Origin of the sequence: Bacteroides pyogenes (genome assembly GCF_014196225.1) — a bacterium.
Taxonomy (GTDB): Bacteria; Bacteroidota; Bacteroidia; order Bacteroidales; family Bacteroidaceae; genus Bacteroides; species Bacteroides pyogenes_A.
In genome coordinates this window covers 75,733-93,469 of the sequence record NZ_JACIDI010000006.1, presented here as the reverse complement: position 1 = coordinate 93,469, position 17,737 = coordinate 75,733, and the positions used below count along the sequence as shown (strand labels likewise).

Annotated in this window: 13 protein-coding genes and 4 pseudogenes; 8 read left to right on the top strand and 9 right to left on the bottom strand. The window is 48.6% G+C overall.

Annotation, left to right across the window (positions count from 1 at the left end; all coding sequences use genetic code 11):
• The first annotated feature begins 238 nt into the window (after window positions 1-238).
• Window positions 239-757 carry a hypothetical protein gene (locus tag GGR07_RS05735; RefSeq protein WP_034542927.1) on the top strand — a complete coding sequence of 173 codons (519 nt, stop codon included), beginning with the start codon at window positions 239-241 and terminating at the stop codon, window positions 755-757.
• Here GGR07_RS05735 and GGR07_RS05730 read toward each other — a convergent pair.
• Entirely contained in the window at window positions 742-1,332 is a 591-nt protein-coding gene (locus GGR07_RS05730; RefSeq protein WP_122056499.1) for an RNA polymerase sigma factor, read from the bottom strand. The genes GGR07_RS05735 and GGR07_RS05730 overlap by 16 nt on opposite strands.
• A gap of 80 nt (window positions 1,333-1,412) precedes the next feature.
• Here GGR07_RS05730 and GGR07_RS05725 point away from each other — a divergent pair, with 80 nt between their 5' ends.
• The 5 genes and pseudogenes from GGR07_RS05725 to GGR07_RS05705 form a co-directional block, all read left to right on the top strand.
• On the top strand, window positions 1,413-2,378 hold the full coding sequence (locus GGR07_RS05725; protein ID WP_034542922.1) for a FecR family protein: 966 nt from the start codon (window positions 1,413-1,415) through the stop codon (window positions 2,376-2,378).
• A complete protein-coding gene (locus GGR07_RS05720; RefSeq protein WP_122056498.1) occupies window positions 2,378-5,377 on the top strand; it encodes a TonB-dependent receptor in 3,000 nt (999 codons plus the stop codon). The genes GGR07_RS05725 and GGR07_RS05720 overlap by 1 nt, the downstream gene beginning before the upstream one ends.
• A gap of 124 nt (window positions 5,378-5,501) precedes the next feature.
• Window positions 5,502-6,281, top strand: a complete 780-nt coding sequence (locus tag GGR07_RS05715) for a class I SAM-dependent methyltransferase (RefSeq protein ID WP_034542917.1) — start codon at window positions 5,502-5,504, stop codon at window positions 6,279-6,281.
• A 459-nt stretch (window positions 6,282-6,740) separates the two neighbouring features.
• Window positions 6,741-7,104 (top strand): annotated as a pseudogene (locus GGR07_RS13885) (IS21 family transposase); the annotation flags it as partial.
• Window positions 7,105-7,133: 29 nt separating this feature from the next.
• Window positions 7,134-7,313 (top strand): annotated as a pseudogene (locus GGR07_RS05705) (ATP-binding protein); the annotation flags it as partial.
• A gap of 168 nt (window positions 7,314-7,481) precedes the next feature.
• Here the strand turns inward: GGR07_RS05705 and GGR07_RS05700 are convergent.
• Both GGR07_RS05700 and GGR07_RS05695 read right to left on the bottom strand, forming a co-directional pair.
• Window positions 7,482-8,768, bottom strand: coding sequence for a Fic family protein (locus tag GGR07_RS05700; protein WP_034542914.1), 1,287 nt, complete (start codon window positions 8,766-8,768; stop codon window positions 7,482-7,484).
• 315 nt (window positions 8,769-9,083) lie between these two features.
• The gene (locus tag GGR07_RS05695) at window positions 9,084-9,686 is read right to left on the bottom strand and encodes an HU family DNA-binding protein (RefSeq protein WP_034542911.1); all 603 of its coding nucleotides are present in this window, start codon (window positions 9,684-9,686) and stop codon (window positions 9,084-9,086) included.
• Window positions 9,687-9,942: 256 nt separating this feature from the next.
• Here GGR07_RS05695 and GGR07_RS14060 point away from each other — a divergent pair.
• A pseudogene (locus GGR07_RS14060) lies at window positions 9,943-10,071 on the top strand (IS256 family transposase); the annotation flags it as partial.
• Between the two features lie 35 nt (window positions 10,072-10,106).
• On the opposite strand, the pseudogene GGR07_RS13880 reads toward GGR07_RS14060, so the two are convergent.
• The 4 genes and pseudogenes from GGR07_RS13880 to metA form a co-directional block, all read right to left on the bottom strand.
• A pseudogene (locus tag GGR07_RS13880) lies at window positions 10,107-10,402 on the bottom strand (GNAT family N-acetyltransferase); the annotation flags it as partial.
• 23 nt (window positions 10,403-10,425) lie between these two features.
• Window positions 10,426-11,424, bottom strand: coding sequence for a zinc ribbon domain-containing protein (locus GGR07_RS05680; protein WP_034542909.1), 999 nt, complete (start codon window positions 11,422-11,424; stop codon window positions 10,426-10,428).
• Between the two features lie 284 nt (window positions 11,425-11,708).
• A complete protein-coding gene (locus GGR07_RS05675) occupies window positions 11,709-13,547 on the bottom strand; it encodes a peptidase U32 family protein (RefSeq protein WP_021644147.1) in 1,839 nt (612 codons plus the stop codon).
• Entirely contained in the window at window positions 13,534-14,451 is a 918-nt protein-coding gene (gene metA / locus GGR07_RS05670) for a homoserine O-acetyltransferase MetA (RefSeq protein WP_021644146.1), read from the bottom strand. The genes GGR07_RS05675 and metA overlap by 14 nt, the downstream gene beginning before the upstream one ends.
• A 181-nt stretch (window positions 14,452-14,632) precedes the next feature.
• On the opposite strand from metA, the gene GGR07_RS05665 reads away from it, so the two are divergent.
• Window positions 14,633-14,803 carry a DUF362 domain-containing protein gene (locus GGR07_RS05665; RefSeq protein ID WP_002559159.1) on the top strand — a complete coding sequence of 57 codons (171 nt, stop codon included), beginning with the start codon at window positions 14,633-14,635 and terminating at the stop codon, window positions 14,801-14,803.
• A gap of 442 nt (window positions 14,804-15,245) precedes the next feature.
• Here GGR07_RS05665 and GGR07_RS05660 read toward each other — a convergent pair whose 3' ends face one another.
• Both GGR07_RS05660 and GGR07_RS05655 read right to left on the bottom strand, forming a co-directional pair.
• Window positions 15,246-16,439 carry a pyridoxal phosphate-dependent aminotransferase gene (locus GGR07_RS05660; protein WP_034542905.1) on the bottom strand — a complete coding sequence of 398 codons (1,194 nt, stop codon included), beginning with the start codon at window positions 16,437-16,439 and terminating at the stop codon, window positions 15,246-15,248.
• An 82-nt stretch (window positions 16,440-16,521) separates the two neighbouring features.
• Complete coding sequence (locus GGR07_RS05655) at window positions 16,522-17,736, bottom strand: bifunctional 3,4-dihydroxy-2-butanone-4-phosphate synthase/GTP cyclohydrolase II (protein ID WP_034542904.1); 1,215 nt, start codon at window positions 17,734-17,736, stop codon at window positions 16,522-16,524.
• Window position 17,737 lies beyond the last annotated feature (1 nt).

The window sequence follows — 17,737 nt, the reverse complement described above, 5'->3', positions numbered from 1 at the left end:
TTAAAATAAATAATAACCCCATCGGTCAAGACGTTTTGAGGGGGCATTATTGAATATTTTCAGGGGGTAGAATCATTTTGGTTTTAACGGACATCTTACACTGGATTTTCCATAAATAAGGTAACATTTAAACAAAAACAAATACGCCACCGTTTAATAGTAAAACACCCGAAACATGAAAGCAAAAATTTTATTTGTCTCCTTATTGAGCATACTATTCGCCTGTAATTCAGCGGATATGAACTCAAATTTTGAAACCGGTTTAGAAAGTAACGCCCCCAATCAGGTGCTGCTGCTGAGAGTGGACTACACTACCAACACGTTTGAAGGTGGAACGATATTGGGTTTCGACAAGAAAACCGAAGACTTTACTATTGAAAACGAGTACGTTGTGCCAAGCGATTTCGGCAGCGTGAAGTTGATTTACAAGGAACTCTGGCAACCACTTTTTGAGGGAACCATTCATTGGATGGGGCGGGGTAAAATGACGTTCCCCAAAAAACTCCAACCCGCTTCTGCTTTTAAACACATATCAACCTACGACCTCCGTTATCCCATCGGTTTTGAAAATGTATTTAACCCCGACAATAGGGAATTAGATTATGATAAACCGTGGATTTCCGTTCAAGGTTTGGCAAAAACGCGCGAATTTCTCACTGCCAATCCCACTCAAAAAGCCAAATTGTTTCTTTACACGCCGAGCGTGGGTGCGGGCGACCCAAAAGATTGGTATTGGCTTATTTACCTGAAAAAATAAATCGCGACAAACAACCTTACTGCGCTATCGGCAATTTCGGGATAACGTTTCCGAATGTACTCGCGAACGGTGTGCAACGCCCTCGAAAACGTGTTATGAACCGTTTGCGGTGTGGTATTCAATTCGTTGGCAACCTCTTTGGCGGAAATGTTATCCACCCGCATCCAAAAAGTTTTTTTTGTGAGCAACGTACTGTTTTTCAGTGCATCGCACACAATATGCAACAATTCCTCTTTCTCCATGTCCGCACCTGCCAAAAGCGGCGAAACAATATCGGTTTCATCTATCGGAACGGTTTCGGGAACGGCAATTCGATAGATGTCGTAGATGCGGAAACGCAGGTATTGCATCAGAAAAACCTTTGCGCATCCGTCTTTATCGGGGCGCAACATACGCGGATTTTCCCAAAGAGCCAGCCAAAAATTTTGCACAATCTCTTTCGCCACATCCGCATGGTGCACCTTCGACAACACAAAACAGAGAGCGACACGACTGTACCGCTCATAAAACCGCAAAAACGCCCGCTTGTCTTTTTGGGCGATGGCGCGCAACAATATTTCGTCCGTTGTGTGCAAGGTGAAACAAAAGTACGCAAAATCTGCGAAATCTGCAAAAAAAAAAGTACTTTTATCCGCTCAAATAGCTTTGGAACAAAATGAAAGAAAAACGAAACATTTCACACGAAACGTTGTCGGCACAGGAAAAGGCGGCGATTACCCGCAATTTGTTTGAGCGATACCGCCGCGGCGAAACCTCGCCCGAAGAAAACGAAATGGTAGAGTCGCTCGAAACGGCGTTTATTCCCGAAAAAGAGTTTGCCGTTACCGATGAACTCATTGCCGAATTGAACGCCGAAACCAACGATTTTGTTTACAAAACGATAGGCATCGAAAAAACGAAAAAACGCCGACTTTCGCCCGTTTTGGTCGGTGCGGCGGCAAGTGTCGCGCTGCTGATTATCGGGATGCTGCTGTTCAATAAACCTGCAGATAATCAAATCGAAAAAGTTGTTACCGAAACCGCCATCGAGCGCATCGCGCTTCCCGACGGGTCGGAAATAACGCTCAATGTGGGCACGAGCATACGCTACAACGCCGCGCGCGAAGTGTGGTTAGACGAGGGCGAGGCGTTTTTCGATGTAACGCCCGATATCGAAAACCCATTCACTGTGCATCTTCGCAATGGATTGTCGGTACGCGTGCTCGGCACGAGTTTCACGGTGCAGAGCTACGCTGAGTTGCCATTTCAGCAAATTGACGTGTTGAGCGGAAAAGTAACGGTTTCCGCGCCCGATAACGAAACCGTGGAATTGGTTTCCGACCAAAAAGCCACCTACCGCGCCACCAAACTTTCGCGACAAACAACCAACGCCGCGCAAAAAGCGGCGTGGCGTACAGGAACGGTTGTTTTGGTAAACGCATCGTTTGCAGAACTTCGGTTGCGCATGCGCCAACTGTATGGCAAAAATATTGTTTTTGAGGATGTTTCCCAAAATATTTCCATCCACATCACGCTTCACAGAACTGCGCAACCCCTCGAAATTGCCGACGAAATCGCCGCCCTTTACGGTCTGTCGTATCGCATTACGCCCGACAAAATCGTTTTCCAACCTCAAAAATAATGTCGCCAAACTGCCCGAAAATAATTCTCATTACCACCTTTCTGCTGCTGTTTTTCGCACAAGAAACAACGGCGCAGTTTGTTTCGTTTCCGCAAGAACCGATGCTTTCGCGCATCCAAAAAATTGCCGAATGGGCGCAAAAAAACGCACAATCCATTACGTATGAAACGCGTTTTTTGGAAGGTGTAACGGCGCGGGCGTTCACAAGCGCGTCTGTCGATGTGGAAGATTGGCTGCGGATGTCGGTTGAGGATACTCCCCTTGCTTACAGGAAGATAAACCGTTCGCGCTTTGTGGTGTTTCGCTCAATTGATACGCTTGCGGCATCGGGAACATTGGCGGGAAAAATTACTGATGCGTTCGGCACGCCGCTCGCGGGCGCAACCGTATGGTTATCAGCGATTGGAAAAGGCACGGCAACGGGAATGAACGGCGATTATGCCCTGAAGTTGGCGGCGGGAATATATGCCGCCGAAATCCGTTTTTTGGGTTTTGAGCCGATGCGCGTGGAGCAAATTGAAATCGGAAACGGACAAACCACCCGTTTGGACGCAGCATTACAAGAAACAAAAATTGCCCTGCACGAAATTGAAATCGGCCGAAAACTGCCCGAAAACGTCATTGCAGGCGCGTTGCGGGCGCAGCGTAACACACCGTATATCAGCACGGTATTGAGCAATCAGGAAATAAACCGCTCGGCGGCAAACAGCGTGCGTGACGCGCTGAAACTCGTTTCGGGAATGGAGGTAACGGAAAACGACGGCCTCATCGTGCGCGGCGCGGGCGGACGGTGGAACGCGGTTTTGCTCGATGGAACGCCACTGCCCAATTACGACCCTTCGTATAAACTTTTTTCGTTTGATTTGCTGCCGCTTGCCGCCGTGGACAACATTCGGCTGCTGCAATCGGCAACGCCCGACATTCCCGCGACGTTCGGCAACGCGGCAACCGAAATCATCACAAAAGACATTCCCGAACAAAATTTCGTGCAACTCACGGCCGAAGCCTCCATTCACGCGCAAAGCACGTTTCACGACCAACGTACACGACGGCGCGGACGGCTCGATTTTATCGGTTTCGACGACGGCAGTCGGGAAACGGCAACCGCGTTTCCGCCAGAACATTTCGGCATTCGCGACCAAAAAACGCCGCCCTCTCAATGCTACGTCGCCACCATCGGAAGAGCCTACACCGCTGATAATCAGAAAAACCGCTTCGGACTGATTTTTTCGGTATCCTACGGCAACACACAGCGACAAACGGCGGTGCACCACACCGTGCGCGGACGGTGGAAAAATATGGACACGTACACGGGAAGCTACGGGCAAACCCGAAATTCGGGGCACATTTACGGCTATCAAACCACCATGGGCGGAATGCTGAATGCGGGCTGGCAGCGGGGAAAAAACCGCGTGAGTTTTCGGAATGTTTTTTCGCGAAATTTTGAAAACAATCTTACCGAAATCGCGCAACATTTGGAAGATATTGATTATAACGAGCAGAATATCAGTCATCAGTTTTTCAATTACCCCACGTTTTCGAGCCTGATACAGAATAAATTGGAGGGACAACACGGTGCGAAAAACACGTTACTGCGGTGGAATGTTTCGCACACGTTTGTGCGGCGTGAACGTAAGGATGCCGCTTTTTCGGAGGTGTACAAACCGATGCGCGATGATTCGCTGGTTTATTTTTTGCACCACAATCCCGCGCTAAAAACGCTTTATCCCGCTTCGAGCGGATGGTACCACAATACTGAGCGTGATTTTTGGGTGGGCGTTTCGACCACTTTTCCGTTTCAATGGAAAAGCATAAAAAGCAATGTCACAATTGGTTACAACGGAAGTTTCGGAAATATTCGCTACGCATATCGCGAAAGACTTCATCGCTACAACAACAAATCGGATATAGACAATCCCGAAGCGCGTATTTATCAGGAGATTATTCAAGACGAATACCGAAAAACAGCCATTCGCCACTTGCCGTTCGTAATGCTGGAACACCGTTGGGGCAAGGCATTGCGGCTTGTGTGGGGCGTGCAGGGAAATTACGAAAATAGCGCCCGAAAGTGGTATGCGCCATCGGCAAACGTTTCCTTTGCTCCTGTTTCCAATGTAAACGTGAGAGCGAGTTACCAATACACCTTTATCCGCCCGCAATTAGTTGATTACGTGCCTTTTCCTGTTTACGACACGCATTTGTTAGGTACATCGGTCAATCGCCCCGTTGAGCCGTCTTTTGTGCAATCGCTCGATTTTCGGGTTGAGAAATACGCAAGTACACTCGATTTGTTTTCTTTCGGTTTGTTTTACAGAGATATACGAAACCCGATTGAGCGCACCACGTTTGAATATCGGCACGATGAACGGATGTATATTCTGCAAAATTCAGACCGCGCACGCCATTACGGTTTTGAGATACACGTGCGAAAACATCTCGATTTTTTTAATGGAAACGATTGGCTGCGGAAAACGCAACTCACGGTAGGATATGTTTTTACGCGTTCATCAGTACACGGAAAACGGATGCGGTTGATAACGCACGAGAACGGAGACACCAAATTTAAGGAAATTCCAACCACGCAAACGCGTCCGCTTTCGGGGCAAATGCCGTATCAATTTAATGCGGGCATCCGTTATGCCGACAATAAACTATTTGTAAATGTGCTGTTTAACCGAAGCGGGCGACAACTTTTTTTGTTGGGCGAAAACGCCCATGCTCACGAGTACCGCGCGTCGTTTAACTCGCTCGAAGCAAGCATCGGTTATCGTTTTCCCAAAAGTGGTATCTTGTTGAAATTGAGCGGCTCAAATCTGCTCAAGGCCCACGAAATTTTCTATACCAACACGCCCGTCGATTATGTTCACGATGAATATAATTTCCCCACCGACAACCTTTTGCCCCGCAAAACCGAGAACTACGACAAAGGGCGCGACCCTATTGTTCACAAAACTCGCGGTGAACGCACGATTACTTTTTCAGCAAGCGGCACGTTTTAACACTTTTCTCTTCCTTTTTTAACTAAAATCACGGTTAGGTTTTCCGCCGTTTTCACGTAATACTAAAAATAACTTACGGATTTATGTATTCTCTACATAAATCCTCCCAACTGAAAACGGATATATGCAACAACGACATACGAACAGAAAACAATATTTTAGGGAACTTGCACAGACGTGCGAAAAATATTTCCTGCCATTCGTCGAAAATCATCTGAAAATTACGCCCGAGCACCGTATTTTAGAAATCGGATGCGGCGAAGGCGGCAATTTGTCGCCATTTTCAAAGCGTGGATGCGAGGTAACGGGCATTGATATTTCTGCCGTGAGGATTGCCGAAGCAAAACAGTTTTTTCAGGAAGAAGGGTTGGCAGGTCGTTTTTCGTGCCAAGATATTTTTTCGGCAGAAATTGACGGCAAATTTGACATTATCATTATTCACGACGTGATTGAGCACGTGACGCAAAAAAGGAAACTGCTAACAATAGCCCAAAAACTACTGAATCACAACGGTTTAATTTATGTAGGTTTTCCGCCGTGGCAAATGCCGTTTGGCGGGCATCAGCAAATTTGCAACAACCGAGTTGTGTCCTTGTTGCCATTTATTCATCTGTTGCCAAAAAAAATTTATAGAGTTTTTTTGAAACAAACGGGAGTAAAAGAACGGGCAATCAACGAACTGATAGAGATAAAAGAGTGCAAAACAACCATTGAGCAATTCAAAAAATTGGTAAAGGAAACTGATTTGGTACAAATAGACGAGGAGTATTATTTCATTAATCCGCACTATGAGAGCAAGTTCGGATTGAAACCCCGCAAAACAATTCCGCTTTTTTCGGCCATTCCAATTTTAAGGAATTTTTGTACTACATCATATTTTGCGGTTTTGAGGAATAAACAGTAAACTTTTTAAATAGCATAGATGGATTTTAGATAATTACCTTACTCTTAAACAAAAGTTAGCCAATTATTTACAAATTAAAATTTTACGTTACGAAAACAAATCTATTCAATAAAATCGGCTTAAGCATTGTGCTTCTGGTTCTCTCTGCTTTTCTATTCTCAAAATCGTATTCGCAGATACGATATAACTCTAATGGGAAATTGACAATTGGAAATACACAGCCTTATGAGTTTTATTCGCAAACAGTAGAAGTGGAAAATCCAGTGTAAGATGCCCCTAAAACCAATCGATTCTATCCCCTTGTTCCCAAATAATCCTGCCCATTGATTCCAATATAAAATGCCCTTGTCAGACAATGTCCGGCAGGGGATTTTTCCGTAGATTTGATACCCGTCTTGACCGGTGGGATAAAATCATTTCTACTATGACAACAAAGATAGCAAACATTCTCCAGTGGTTCCGTCACAACGCCAACTTGAGCTTGAGGCACTTCTTCCTGAGTATGCCGCCCGACTTAGCCGACGGGGCGTAACAGTGAAAACCCTGTACGAAGAGTACCGCGAAACACATCCTAACCCATGTTGTAGGCCATGTCGAGCATTATGCCGAAGACCGGATGTACATCGACTTTGCCGGCGATAAACTTGAGGTAGTTGACAGTGAAAACGGCGAATGCCGCAGCGTTGAAGTGTTCGTGGTCATACTTCCATGTAGCCACTATACCTACTGCGAGGCGGTCTGGTCCCAGTCAAGGCAGGACCCGATCAGGGCGTGTGAGAACGCTCTTCATTTTTACGGTGGGGTTCCGATGGCGATAGTACCTTATGGGTACGCTTAAAGTGGCAAAATTAGGAACGTCCCATCCTGCTTGATATAATAGAGGGCCGGCATGGACACAAGTCTATCATCATTACCTCGCAACTGCCGACGGATAATTGGTATGACGCAATCGGGGATTCTACCGTAGCAGATGCCATAATGGATCGTATTATAGGTTTTGCACTTTATATCTCTTCCATAAATAGTATGTAAGCCACATATTACGCTTCCTTTGTGTGTCCTAATAAATTCTACGGCTGACAAGTGAATTAGTCGAGTAGAATTGCATAAATGAGCGCAGATAAGTCTTTTGCCACAGAGGATTCTCTAAAAGAGTATCATTTAACCCTTAAATTAAGGATTATGAATGTGCCTAACCTTTCAGTTCATCCTTATATAGGAACAATACTTGGCAAGCAGGTTTTCTAATGGAAGGTCGCCTTTTTCAAACCGCTCTGCATCAAGAGGCAAAATTCTTTCGCACACTTGTAACTTACCCTTGTAGAGAGCTTTGATGTATTGATTCCCGTTTTGCTGCTCGATGCTGATTTCAGAAAAAAAGGCTGTGATGTCTTCCGGGTCGTATATAATGGAATAGCTCGGTCGTTTGGCACCGGGAATGTCTTCTCGAAGGATGTCTTTTTCTACAAGGTCTTGAATATCTCGTATAGCTGTGTCTTTGGAACATTTAGCCAATGATGCCCAAGTTTTGGAAGTTATCTTTGCTTCATAGCCATCAAGAAACAGGTTCAGCATATCGGTCTGCCTTCGGCTAAGTGGCACAGAAGAAGCCTTTTGCCAAAAGAAATTCTTGTTCAAGACGGTACTGACGATATTTTCCGCTTCGTCAAGTGCTACAGACAACGTATGGGCGTACCAGCATATCCATTCGGTGATGTCACCATCGCCGTGTTGAGCCTTTTCCAAAATATCGTAATAGTGGTTTTTATCCTTATTTATTTGAGAGGAAATATTATAAAATCTGAACTCACTCTTATCAGCACGAGCCAACAGCATATCAGAAAGTATGCGTGCCAAGCGTCCGTTGCCATCTTCAAATGGATGAATGCTGACAAACCAGAAATGTGCAATGGCTGACCGTATGACCGAATTTATATTTTCCTGACTGTTAAACCAATCAAGAAAATGTGCCATTTCTTCGTCCACGCGTTCCGGTGAGGGAGCAATATAATGGATTTTCTCGCGACCGAACATCCCGGAAACAATATGTTCCTCGCTTGTACGATACTGTCCAACTTCAATCTGCGAACCCTCGCTGAAACCTGTCGGGAAGAATGCTGCTTGCCATGCACAAATTTTCTCTTTCGTCAATAACTGGTCGTAATGATTTACTGCATCAAGCATGACTGCCACAACAGAATCTATGTAGTGCGATGGCGCTGTCTGTCTGATAGTTTCTATACCCAATTTTCGAGCAATGGATGAACGTACTTCATCTACATTCAATCGTATTCCTTCTATTTCTGACGAATAAACGATATCATACGTCAGATTCTCCGCCATCGCTTTTAATTTGCTATCAAAGCCAAGCGAGGCAAGCCTGCCATATAACAAACCCTGTTTGCGGTTCACTTCTTCAAGAAGCGCTGTCAGTTCAGTCGCATTCCAACGGAATGCAGTCCAATTGTCTCTTTCGTGTATATACATACTTAGAACATGTTTGATGCGTCATTAAACAATGAATAACGTCGCAATGTTTGCGACAAAAATAACCGATTATTGTCGTATTATCAAGTAGAATCCTATAATGTTGCAAAAAATGCGATGATTTATGGTACAAAACGTCTGATTAGCTTGACTTGCATCTGTATTTTCGAATCAAATTAGGGATTGCGCATCTGCAATGTCTTTTTTGCGAAAATAATTTTACAATAAAAAACAAAAGAGAATCGTTTACGCCCTTACAAACATAAAATATATAACCAAATACAGTTTTCCGACTCAGTAAATAATATCGACTTTTTATCCTCCCCTCACATACACCGTAAGCCGTCCGGCCCCCTCCCGTTTCAACACTCCGCGCTCTACCCAAGCGTTCAGTTCTTCCAATGCCAGGAGGCGCTTCCGTCCTGTCAGTCCGGCATATTGCGGGCGGGTGATGAAGGCGTGTTTCAGCAAATAGTTTTCGAGAAGGGCTTTGCATTCTTTCTCGGGCAAAGGGGGAGCTTCCGGCGCACGGGGAGCCTCTCTGCGTTGCAGCCTCATCTTTTCCTTTATCTCCCGCTTAATCTGACTGCTCGCCCGATAATTGACACCTTTCGGCTCGACAGAGGCGGCACGGATCTCGCTTTTATCGCTCACGGCAGGACAGCTCAGCGAAGCGGAGAAGTAACCCAAGCTACCCACCTCCACCGTCCACCCTTCGGCGAGCAGATCGCGCGCTTCGCTGCAAAAGGCTTCCAGTGCGCCTGCCAGCAGGCTGCGGCTGATTCCGGTAAACCGGTGAACACGGTCGAGAAACTCCTCCCGCCTCACCGTGCCTTTCGACACGATGCGGGCATGCAGGCGCGTGGACTCTCTTTTACTGCGTTTCGGGGTTGCGAACAAATCGTATATGGCACTCATGTTTTTATGGATTTAGATTGTTATCAAAAAGTTTGTTTGCTGCAAAAATAAGAAGTTTATTTTCCCCGATAGCGAAAATCAAGCCGTTAGTCTTAACAAATTATTAATCACCCATCCGCGTTTTATTCGTCTGCCGAACGGCAGACGAATGAGTCTCAAGCGAAAGACGAATGGGACACGGCCGGCAGACGAATTACTTTTACTACAAAACGAGCAAGTTGTTGCGATGCAGGGAAATAAAAGAATGAAGAAGATTATGAAAGAAAAGAATCAAGTATTGCCTGATGAGGTATTAAGCAAGGAGTTCCTTAGCCAGTTCAAGACAGAATCGGATGTGAGCAAGTTCTTGAAGCAATTGCATGCCCAAGTACTGGAGAGTTTACTGCGGATATGAAGAATATCTATAATGCACCCAATAACCATGCGATGAATAAGGGCGTAAGGCTCATCGTTCAGCCACGCCCCTTCGTAAATCACGCGATACGCAGGGTCTTCGTCCGGAATGAAACAAAAAGTGCCCACGACATCGCCCTCTTCGCCGATGCACACGAAGCTGTGCCCGTCGGCAATCTCCCGGCGTATCAGTTTTCCTCCGAAAGGTATCCGTTCACCCATTGCGCATGATTCCCGTTGGCGCACATAAAGTGACAGGCGGCCTCGTAAGCCTCCATCACAGCGGGCAGATCTTTCCATTCCGTCGGTCGTACGCGTATCATATCCGTTTTCTCCAAAGCTCTCATCATTCGTTCATGGCGCCGCAATGGGGGCATACGCCTTTCTCTTTCAGTTTTGCGCCGCAATGGCCGCAACAGTAACGGTAACTGATGTTCTGCTTCACTTTCTTCGCAAAAATCCAGATGAAAAGCAGCAGGAAGAGGTAGCCGATATAGATGTGCGTCGTCAGGATAAAGAAAAAGTAGCAGAAGATGCAGCAAGACATCAGTCCCAGCATGTAGAAAATGGCAGCCGCAGGGGTGAGCTGGCGGAACAAGGCTTCGAGTACCGCCAGAGCGACAATGAGGAACAGCCAGATGCTGAGCAGGAACAGCGAAAGGATGAAAGGCACTTTGAAAGGCGACAGGGTGGGGTTGAAATAAAAATGTTCCCAAGTGTCGGGCACAAACACCTGCATTGTTTCGTACACCGTGGCGCTGAATGCCAGCAGCAGACAGAGGAAGAGCGGATATACGCTGTCGATATCGTTGAAATAGACCATGCGCAACTGCTTTTTGCGGAAGGCGCGAAGCAGGTAGACACCGACAAACAAGGCGAAAATAACGATGAAATAAGAGGCGTGCGTATCGCTGAACAGGTAGATGGCCTGCGAAATGCTGTCGGTAGGAACGAACGAGCCGATGAGTTCTTTCTCGCGTATCCACCCTTGCGCCTCCTGCGTATGCGCCAGCTTCACCCATATACTGTCCACGCTGTCGGCGGGATGGACGGCAAACTCCGCCACCACCACGCGGTCTCCTTTGTACAGGCGGACGAATGTGTTCTTGATGGGTAGGCATTCCAAGTCGACGGAATCGCCGATCACCTCCAGATTGGTGTTCCAGGTGTAATGCCGTTCGTACAGATACCGCAGCGAATCTCTCGTTTTTTCCGTAAGTTCGCCCGAATCCAAATCGGGAACCCGATACCGGCAGCCCGACAAAAAGAACAGGCAGCACAGCAGGCCCGCCACAGCGCAACAAAGGGTAGTGCGAAAGCGACCACCCATGGCATCTGCTTTCATAGGCCTCAGAGACACGGCGCAAGAAAAAGCAGGGCGAAAGCTCCCTGTTTCCGATGCAAAAAGGTTATCCCGACACCGTAAAAACCGAGTTCGGGAAGTTTGACGGACTGCGGCGCCCGATGCAAAGAGGCTATGCCGATACGCTCCCGCCCCTGTTCCGATATGTAAAAACTTTCTTATCTTCATTCGTCGATTCCATTCGGATATCCGGTTATTCTTTCTTTACTCTTGCCCGCCAAGCACGATTTATCGGGCGATTTTTTCTTTTGCCTCATACTCATTCATTAGTGCGCATTCTGCTCCTTCACCTTCATCTGGCAGTTCTTGCAATCGAACTCCAGACGGAAACGCCGTCCGTCGTTCGACACCAGCGAGTAAGGTTCCTTATAGGGCGAACGTTGCCGCTGATGAACGGGACACCAGCCCATGCTGTAACGCAGGCAATGCTTGCAGAACATAAGCACGGCATCTTTCACCGCTTCTTTCTCGTAGGCCGCCCCTACGCTCTGCACTCCGTGCTCTTTATAGAACGAAGCGGCAAGCGGGTTCATCACATTTCCCAGATACGTGAGCGCTGTCTGCGGAAAGGCGTGGGCGGTCTGTTTCCACACAGCCACTTCCCTGCGGTAATTGATGCGGCGGGCTGCAACCAGTCTCTCGACAGCCTGACGCCGGAATTCCGCCAGCACCGAAGCAGGCAAGAACCAGTTGTCCGAGAACGAGACTTCTATTTCCGCCGCTTCGAAAGGCGTGTTTCCCAACTTCGCAAGTTGCGCTTTCAGGTTATCGCGTTGAGGAGTGCGCGCAAGCTCTTTTTCACGCGTGAGCGACAAAGTGACGCGGATGTTGTCTTCGTCCGCCAACGTCAGCGAAAAGCCCGTGCCGTGATCGGCAAGCCAGATGTTCACGGCGATTTTACGCTCCGCCGTCTTGCGCGACAGCATCCGTTCGAACTCCCGGTCGCAGTTCCTGTACAGCTTTGTCCGGGGTTTGATGCGCGGCATCTCCTGCGGATAAATCTTATTCCCGTCCACCCGGTTCACGCGGAACCCCTGCATCCGCCCCTGCTCGTCGATATAGCAAACCCCGTCTCCGTTGTTGAAGGGCTTCACCCCCGCCACAACCAGAAAGTTGCCGCGCACCTCCTTCATCGTGCCCATCTCTTCGCCGAGCGACTTCGGAGTATCGAAAGAACACACATCGCCCTCCCTTCCGTGCAGGAAATAATCGGTGAAACCGCGGCTGAAACTCTTCTCGAGTTGCGGGCGGAACTCCGGCCGGCAGCTTCCCGAAGAGGCTCTCACATATTCCGGACGACGGGCAAGAATCTCATCCAGCTTCCGGCGATAGGCAGCCGTCACATTCTTCACGTACGACACGTCCTTCAGCCGTCCTTCTATCTTCAGCGATGAGACTCCCGCATCGAGAAGCTCCTCCAGATGATCTATCCGATTGAGGTCTTTCAGGGAAAGCAGGTGCTTGTCTTTCACCATCACTTTTCCGTCGGCATCCACCAGCGTGAAAGGCAGGCGGCAGAACTGGGCGCATTCGCCCCGGTTGGCGCTCCGGCCGAAACAAGCCTGGCTGACATAGCATTGTCCGCTGTAGCTCACGCACAGCGCACCGTGCACGAATACTTCCAACGCCGTTTCCGGGCAATATTCATGTATCCGCCTTATCTCCCTCAACGAGAGTTCGCGCGCCAGCACCACCTGCCGGAACCCCGCATCGGAAAGGAACTTTACCTTCTCCGGCGTGCGGTTGTCCATCTGTGTGCTGGCATGAAGCGGCACAGGAGGAAGTTTCAGCTTCGTAATTCCCATGTCCTGAATGATGAGCGCGTCCACCCCGATGCGGTACAGCGCGCGAATCATCTTTTCCGTTTCCGGCATCTCCTCTTCCTTGAGAATGGTGTTCAGCGTCACATAGATGCGGACGTTGTACAGATGGGCGTACCTCACCAGCGCCTCGATGTCTTCCAGCGAATTCACCGCCGCCGAACGGGCGCCGAATTTGGGCGCACCGATATACACCGCGTCCGCCCCGTGGTTGATGGCCTCGATGCCGCACTCCAGATTCTTCGCCGGAGCCAGAAGCTCTATTTTACGCTTACCCGATTTCATTGATATTGTACGGTGTTTCCTGATATACAAAGTAGTTCAGCCAGTTGGAGAAGAACAGGTTGGCATGTGCCCTCCACCGCACCAGCGGTCCCTGAGCGGGGTCGTCGTTCAGATAATAATTGCGAGGCTTCTCTATCGGCAGCCGCTTGTCCAAGTCGCGGCGATACTCCGTGTCGAGCGTCGACGGTGAATATTCCGAATGCCCGGTAACGAAAAACTCGCGCCCGCCGCGCGCCATCACCATGTATACACCTGCTTCCGGCGAGTCGGAAAGCAATGTCAGTGCGGGATTCTTCAGGATATCCTCCCGGCGCACTTCCGTATGGCGGCTGTGCGGAACAAAAAAACAACTGTCGAACCCCCGGAAAATGGGATGGAGCGGATTGAGCACCCGGTGTTCGAAAATGCCGAACATTTTCTTCTCCAACGGATACTTAGGAATGCCGTAATGATGGTAAAGCCCCGCCTGAGCCGCCCAGCATATATACAGAGTGGAGGTGACATGCGTGCGCGCCCATTCGAATATCTCCGTAATTTCATTCCAATAAGTCACTTCTTCAAAGGGCAAATGCTCCACAGGCGCGCCGGTGACAATCATCCCGTCGTACTTCTGGGCGCGCATCTGCTCGAAATCGGTATAAAAAGCCTTCATATGCTCTATCGGCGTATTCTTAGGCGTATGGCTCTTAATCTTCATAAAAGAAATTTCCACTTGGAGCGGAGTGTTCGAAAGCAGACGGATCAGATCGGTTTCTGTCGTTATCTTCAACGGCATCAGGTTCAGAATCGCGATCCGCAGCGGACGAATGTCTTGTTGCGTGGCACGTGAAGTATCGATGACAAATATATTTTCTTCCTTCAGCAGCTCTATCGCAGGAAGCCTGTCGGGCAAATTAAGGGGCATAGTTGCTTTGCATTTGGTTATCTGCCTGCAAAAATACGAAAAATAAGAGAGAATAAAGAGAAGAAGATTATTTAGAATTTATACAAATTAAATCATTTTAAGCAAGAAAAAAAACAACGAACGAATAAAACACTTAATTTTGCCGCATAAATTAGTACTAATAATTTAAATTTTTGACAACATGGCTTACGTAATTAGTGACGATTGTATTGCTTGCGGAACTTGCATCGACGAGTGTCCGGTAGAAGCTATCTCTGAAGGTGATATCTACTCTATCAATCCTGATGTATGCACAGACTGCGGTACTTGTGCAGATGTTTGTCCGTCTGAAGCTATTCACCCGGCTGAATAATACAATCTGAAAAGAAAAAATGAAAGGCTGCTTTCCACGGAAAGCGGCTTTTTTTTTGGGGGGGGGACGTCCGGTAAAGTCCTCGCCATGCGAGGAGCATTCCGGAAGGCATACGCATAAACGCAGAATAAAGAAGAGAAGCAGCTCAAGTCTCATGCACGCAAAAAACTTTTCGACTGAAAAGATTCCCACAAACAACCGAAGCAAGTCTCACAGCCCAACGGAATGAATCGCATGTCCGACCGGAAAGACTCTCACAAACAACCGAAGCAAGTCTCACAACCCAACGGAATGAATCGCATGTCCGACCGGAAAAGATTTCCACATTCAGAGGGATGCGTTCTAAGTCAGCAGAACAAGTCCGGCAGTTATAAAAAAAAGCGGCAGACGGGCTTTCCGGATAAAGGAAAGACGCTGCCGCACGTTTTTTTTCTGTAATATCTTACTTCAGTTTAGCCAACGCTACTTTGATACGCCGGATGGCTTCGACAACATTCTCGTCGCTCGTGGCATAACTCATGCGGATGCAGTCGGGAGCGCCGAAAGAAGCACCGCCTACGCAAGCCACGTGAGCGGTTTCGAGCAGATACAGAGCCAAGTCGTCCGAATCCTTGATGACACGGTCGCCCGCACTTTTGCCAAAGAAACTGTCGCATTTCGGGAAGAGGTAGAACGCTCCCTGCGGCACATTGACTTCGAAACCCGGAACTTCTTTCGCCAGCCCGACAATCAGGTCGCGACGGCGTTCGAAAGCTTTCTGCATCTCTCTCACCGGCTCCTGAGTTCCGGTGTAAGCGGCCTCCGCTGCTTTCTGGGAAACCGAACAAGGCCCCGAGGTGTACTGCCCCTGCAATTTGTTGCACGCCTTCACGATCCATTCGGGAGCGGCAATGAATCCGATTCTCCATCCGGTCATGGCGTACGCCTTCGAAACGCCGTTCACGATAACCGTACGCTCTTTCATTCCGGGAAGCTGGGCGATACTCCGGTGAGCGCCCACATAGTTGATATGCTCGTATATCTCGTCGGCAATCACGATCACCTGCGGATGTTTCGCCAGCACGGCAGCCAGTCCCTCCAGCTCTTCTTTGCTGTACACAGACCCCGTAGGGTTCGAGGGAGAGCAAAGAATCAAGGCTTTGGTCTTGGGAGTGATGGCAGCCTCCAACTGCCGGGGAGTGATTTTGAAGTCCTGTTCGATGCCTGCCGGCACGATGACCGGCGTCCCTTCCGCGAGCTTCACCATTTCGGGATAGCTCACCCAGTAAGGAGCCGGAACGATTACTTCATCGCCCGGATTCACCAATACCAGAATGGCGTTGCATACGGATTGCTTCGCTCCGTTGGCGCAAGAGATCTGGGCGGCGGTATATTCAAGACCGTTTTCTTTCTTCAGCTTCTCCACAATCGCGTTACGCAAGGCCGGATACCCGGGAACGGGAGAATAACGGGAAAAGTTATCGTCGATAGCTTTTTTCGCAGCTTCCTTGATGTGGTCGGGAGTATTAAAATCGGGTTCCCCCACGCTCAGGTCAATCACATCGATGCCTTGCGCCTTGAGTTCACTGCTCTTTTGCGACATGGCAAGCGTCGCCGAAGGCGACAAACTGTTCAAACGGTCTGATAGTTGAGTCATTTCGTATCTGTTTTATTGTTATTGAGTGAATTTTGTTGTAAATATAAACAATAATATTCGAGGGGTAAAAACAAAAGAAAGTTTACTTGTTGAAATGAAGGGTATGCCCCATTCTTTCTTTCTTCGTCCTGAGATAACGCTCGTTATATGTATTGGGGACGGTTTCCACCGGCACATTTTCCGCAATCTCCAGCCCATAGGCTTCCAAGCCTACACGTTTCACGGGATTGTTTGTCAGAAGCTTCATCTTGTGCACGCCCAGTTCGCGCAGCATCTGCGCCCCTACCCCGTAATCGCGCTCGTCCGCCAGATGTCCCAGACAGATGTTCGCATCCACAGTATCCATGCCCTCTTCCTGAAGTTTGTAAGCCCTCATTTTTTCCATCAAGCCGATTCCGCGTCCTTCCTGATTGAGGTAAATGATCACTCCCTTTCCTTCCTTATCGATCATCTCCATCGCCTTGTGCAGCTGTTCGCCGCAGTCGCAGCGCTTGGAGCCGAATATGTCGCCCGTAGCACACGAAGAATGTACGCGTACCAAAATCGGTTCGTCCTCTTTCCATGTGCCCTTGAACAAGGCTACATGCTCCAGTCCGTTCAGTTTCTGCTTGAAAGGGATGAGACGGAACATTCCATAGTCGGTAGGCATGCTTACCTCCACGCCTTTCTCCACGATCGACTCCTGCTTCAGGCGGTAGGCGATCAGATCATGAATGGAAATCAGCTTCAGCCCGTGCTCGTCTGCCATCTTGCGAAGTTCCGGCAGGCGGGCCATCGTGCCGTCTTCATTCATTATTTCCATCAAGGCCCCTGCGGGATAGAGCCCCGCCAGGCGGGCCAGGTCGATGGTGGCTTCGGTATGTCCGGCACGGCGCAACACGCCTTTCTCCTGTGCATACAGGGGATTGATGTGTCCGGGGCGACCGAAGGTGGCAGGCGTTGCAGAGGGATCCGCCAGTGCCCGGATGGTGGCTGCGCGGTCGGCAGCGGAAACGCCTGTGGTACATCCTTCCAGTTTATCCACAGTCACCGTAAAGGGGGTTCCCAGCACGGAAGTGTTGTCGCTTACCTGATGCGGCAGGTCGAGCTCTTTGCACCGCGAAACGGTGATGGGAGCACACAGCACCCCGCGCGCATGCTTCAGCATGAAGTTGACTTTCTCGGGGGTGATCTTTTCGGCGGCGATGATCAAATCACCCTCGTTCTCACGGTCTTCATCATCTACCACTATCACGAATTTGCCTTCCTTGAAATCGGCAATCGCGTCTTCTATCCTATCCAATTCAATTTTTTCCATA

Coding starts and splice junctions, on each gene's coding strand:
- GGR07_RS05735 (WP_034542927.1), top strand. CDS start 239: ATGAACTCAAATTTTGAAACCGGTTTAGAAAGTAACGCCCCCAATCAG.
- GGR07_RS05725 (WP_034542922.1), top strand. CDS start 1,413: ATGAAAGAAAAACGAAACATTTCACACGAAACGTTGTCGGCACAGGAA.
- GGR07_RS05720 (WP_122056498.1), top strand. CDS start 2,378: ATGTCGCCAAACTGCCCGAAAATAATTCTCATTACCACCTTTCTGCTG.
- GGR07_RS05715 (WP_034542917.1), top strand. CDS start 5,502: ATGCAACAACGACATACGAACAGAAAACAATATTTTAGGGAACTTGCA.
- GGR07_RS05700 (WP_034542914.1), bottom strand. CDS start 8,768: ATGTATATACACGAAAGAGACAATTGGACTGCATTCCGTTGGAATGCG.
- GGR07_RS05695 (WP_034542911.1), bottom strand. CDS start 9,686: ATGAGTGCCATATACGATTTGTTCGCAACCCCGAAACGCAGTAAAAGA.
- GGR07_RS05680 (WP_034542909.1), bottom strand. CDS start 11,424: ATGAAAGCAGATGCCATGGGTGGTCGCTTTCGCACTACCCTTTGTTGC.
- GGR07_RS05675 (WP_021644147.1), bottom strand. CDS start 13,547: ATGAAATCGGGTAAGCGTAAAATAGAGCTTCTGGCTCCGGCGAAGAAT.
- metA (WP_021644146.1), bottom strand. CDS start 14,451: ATGCCCCTTAATTTGCCCGACAGGCTTCCTGCGATAGAGCTGCTGAAG.
- GGR07_RS05665 (WP_002559159.1), top strand. CDS start 14,633: ATGGCTTACGTAATTAGTGACGATTGTATTGCTTGCGGAACTTGCATC.
- GGR07_RS05660 (WP_034542905.1), bottom strand. CDS start 16,439: ATGACTCAACTATCAGACCGTTTGAACAGTTTGTCGCCTTCGGCGACG.
- GGR07_RS05655 (WP_034542904.1), bottom strand. CDS start 17,736: ATGGAAAAAATTGAATTGGATAGGATAGAAGACGCGATTGCCGATTTC.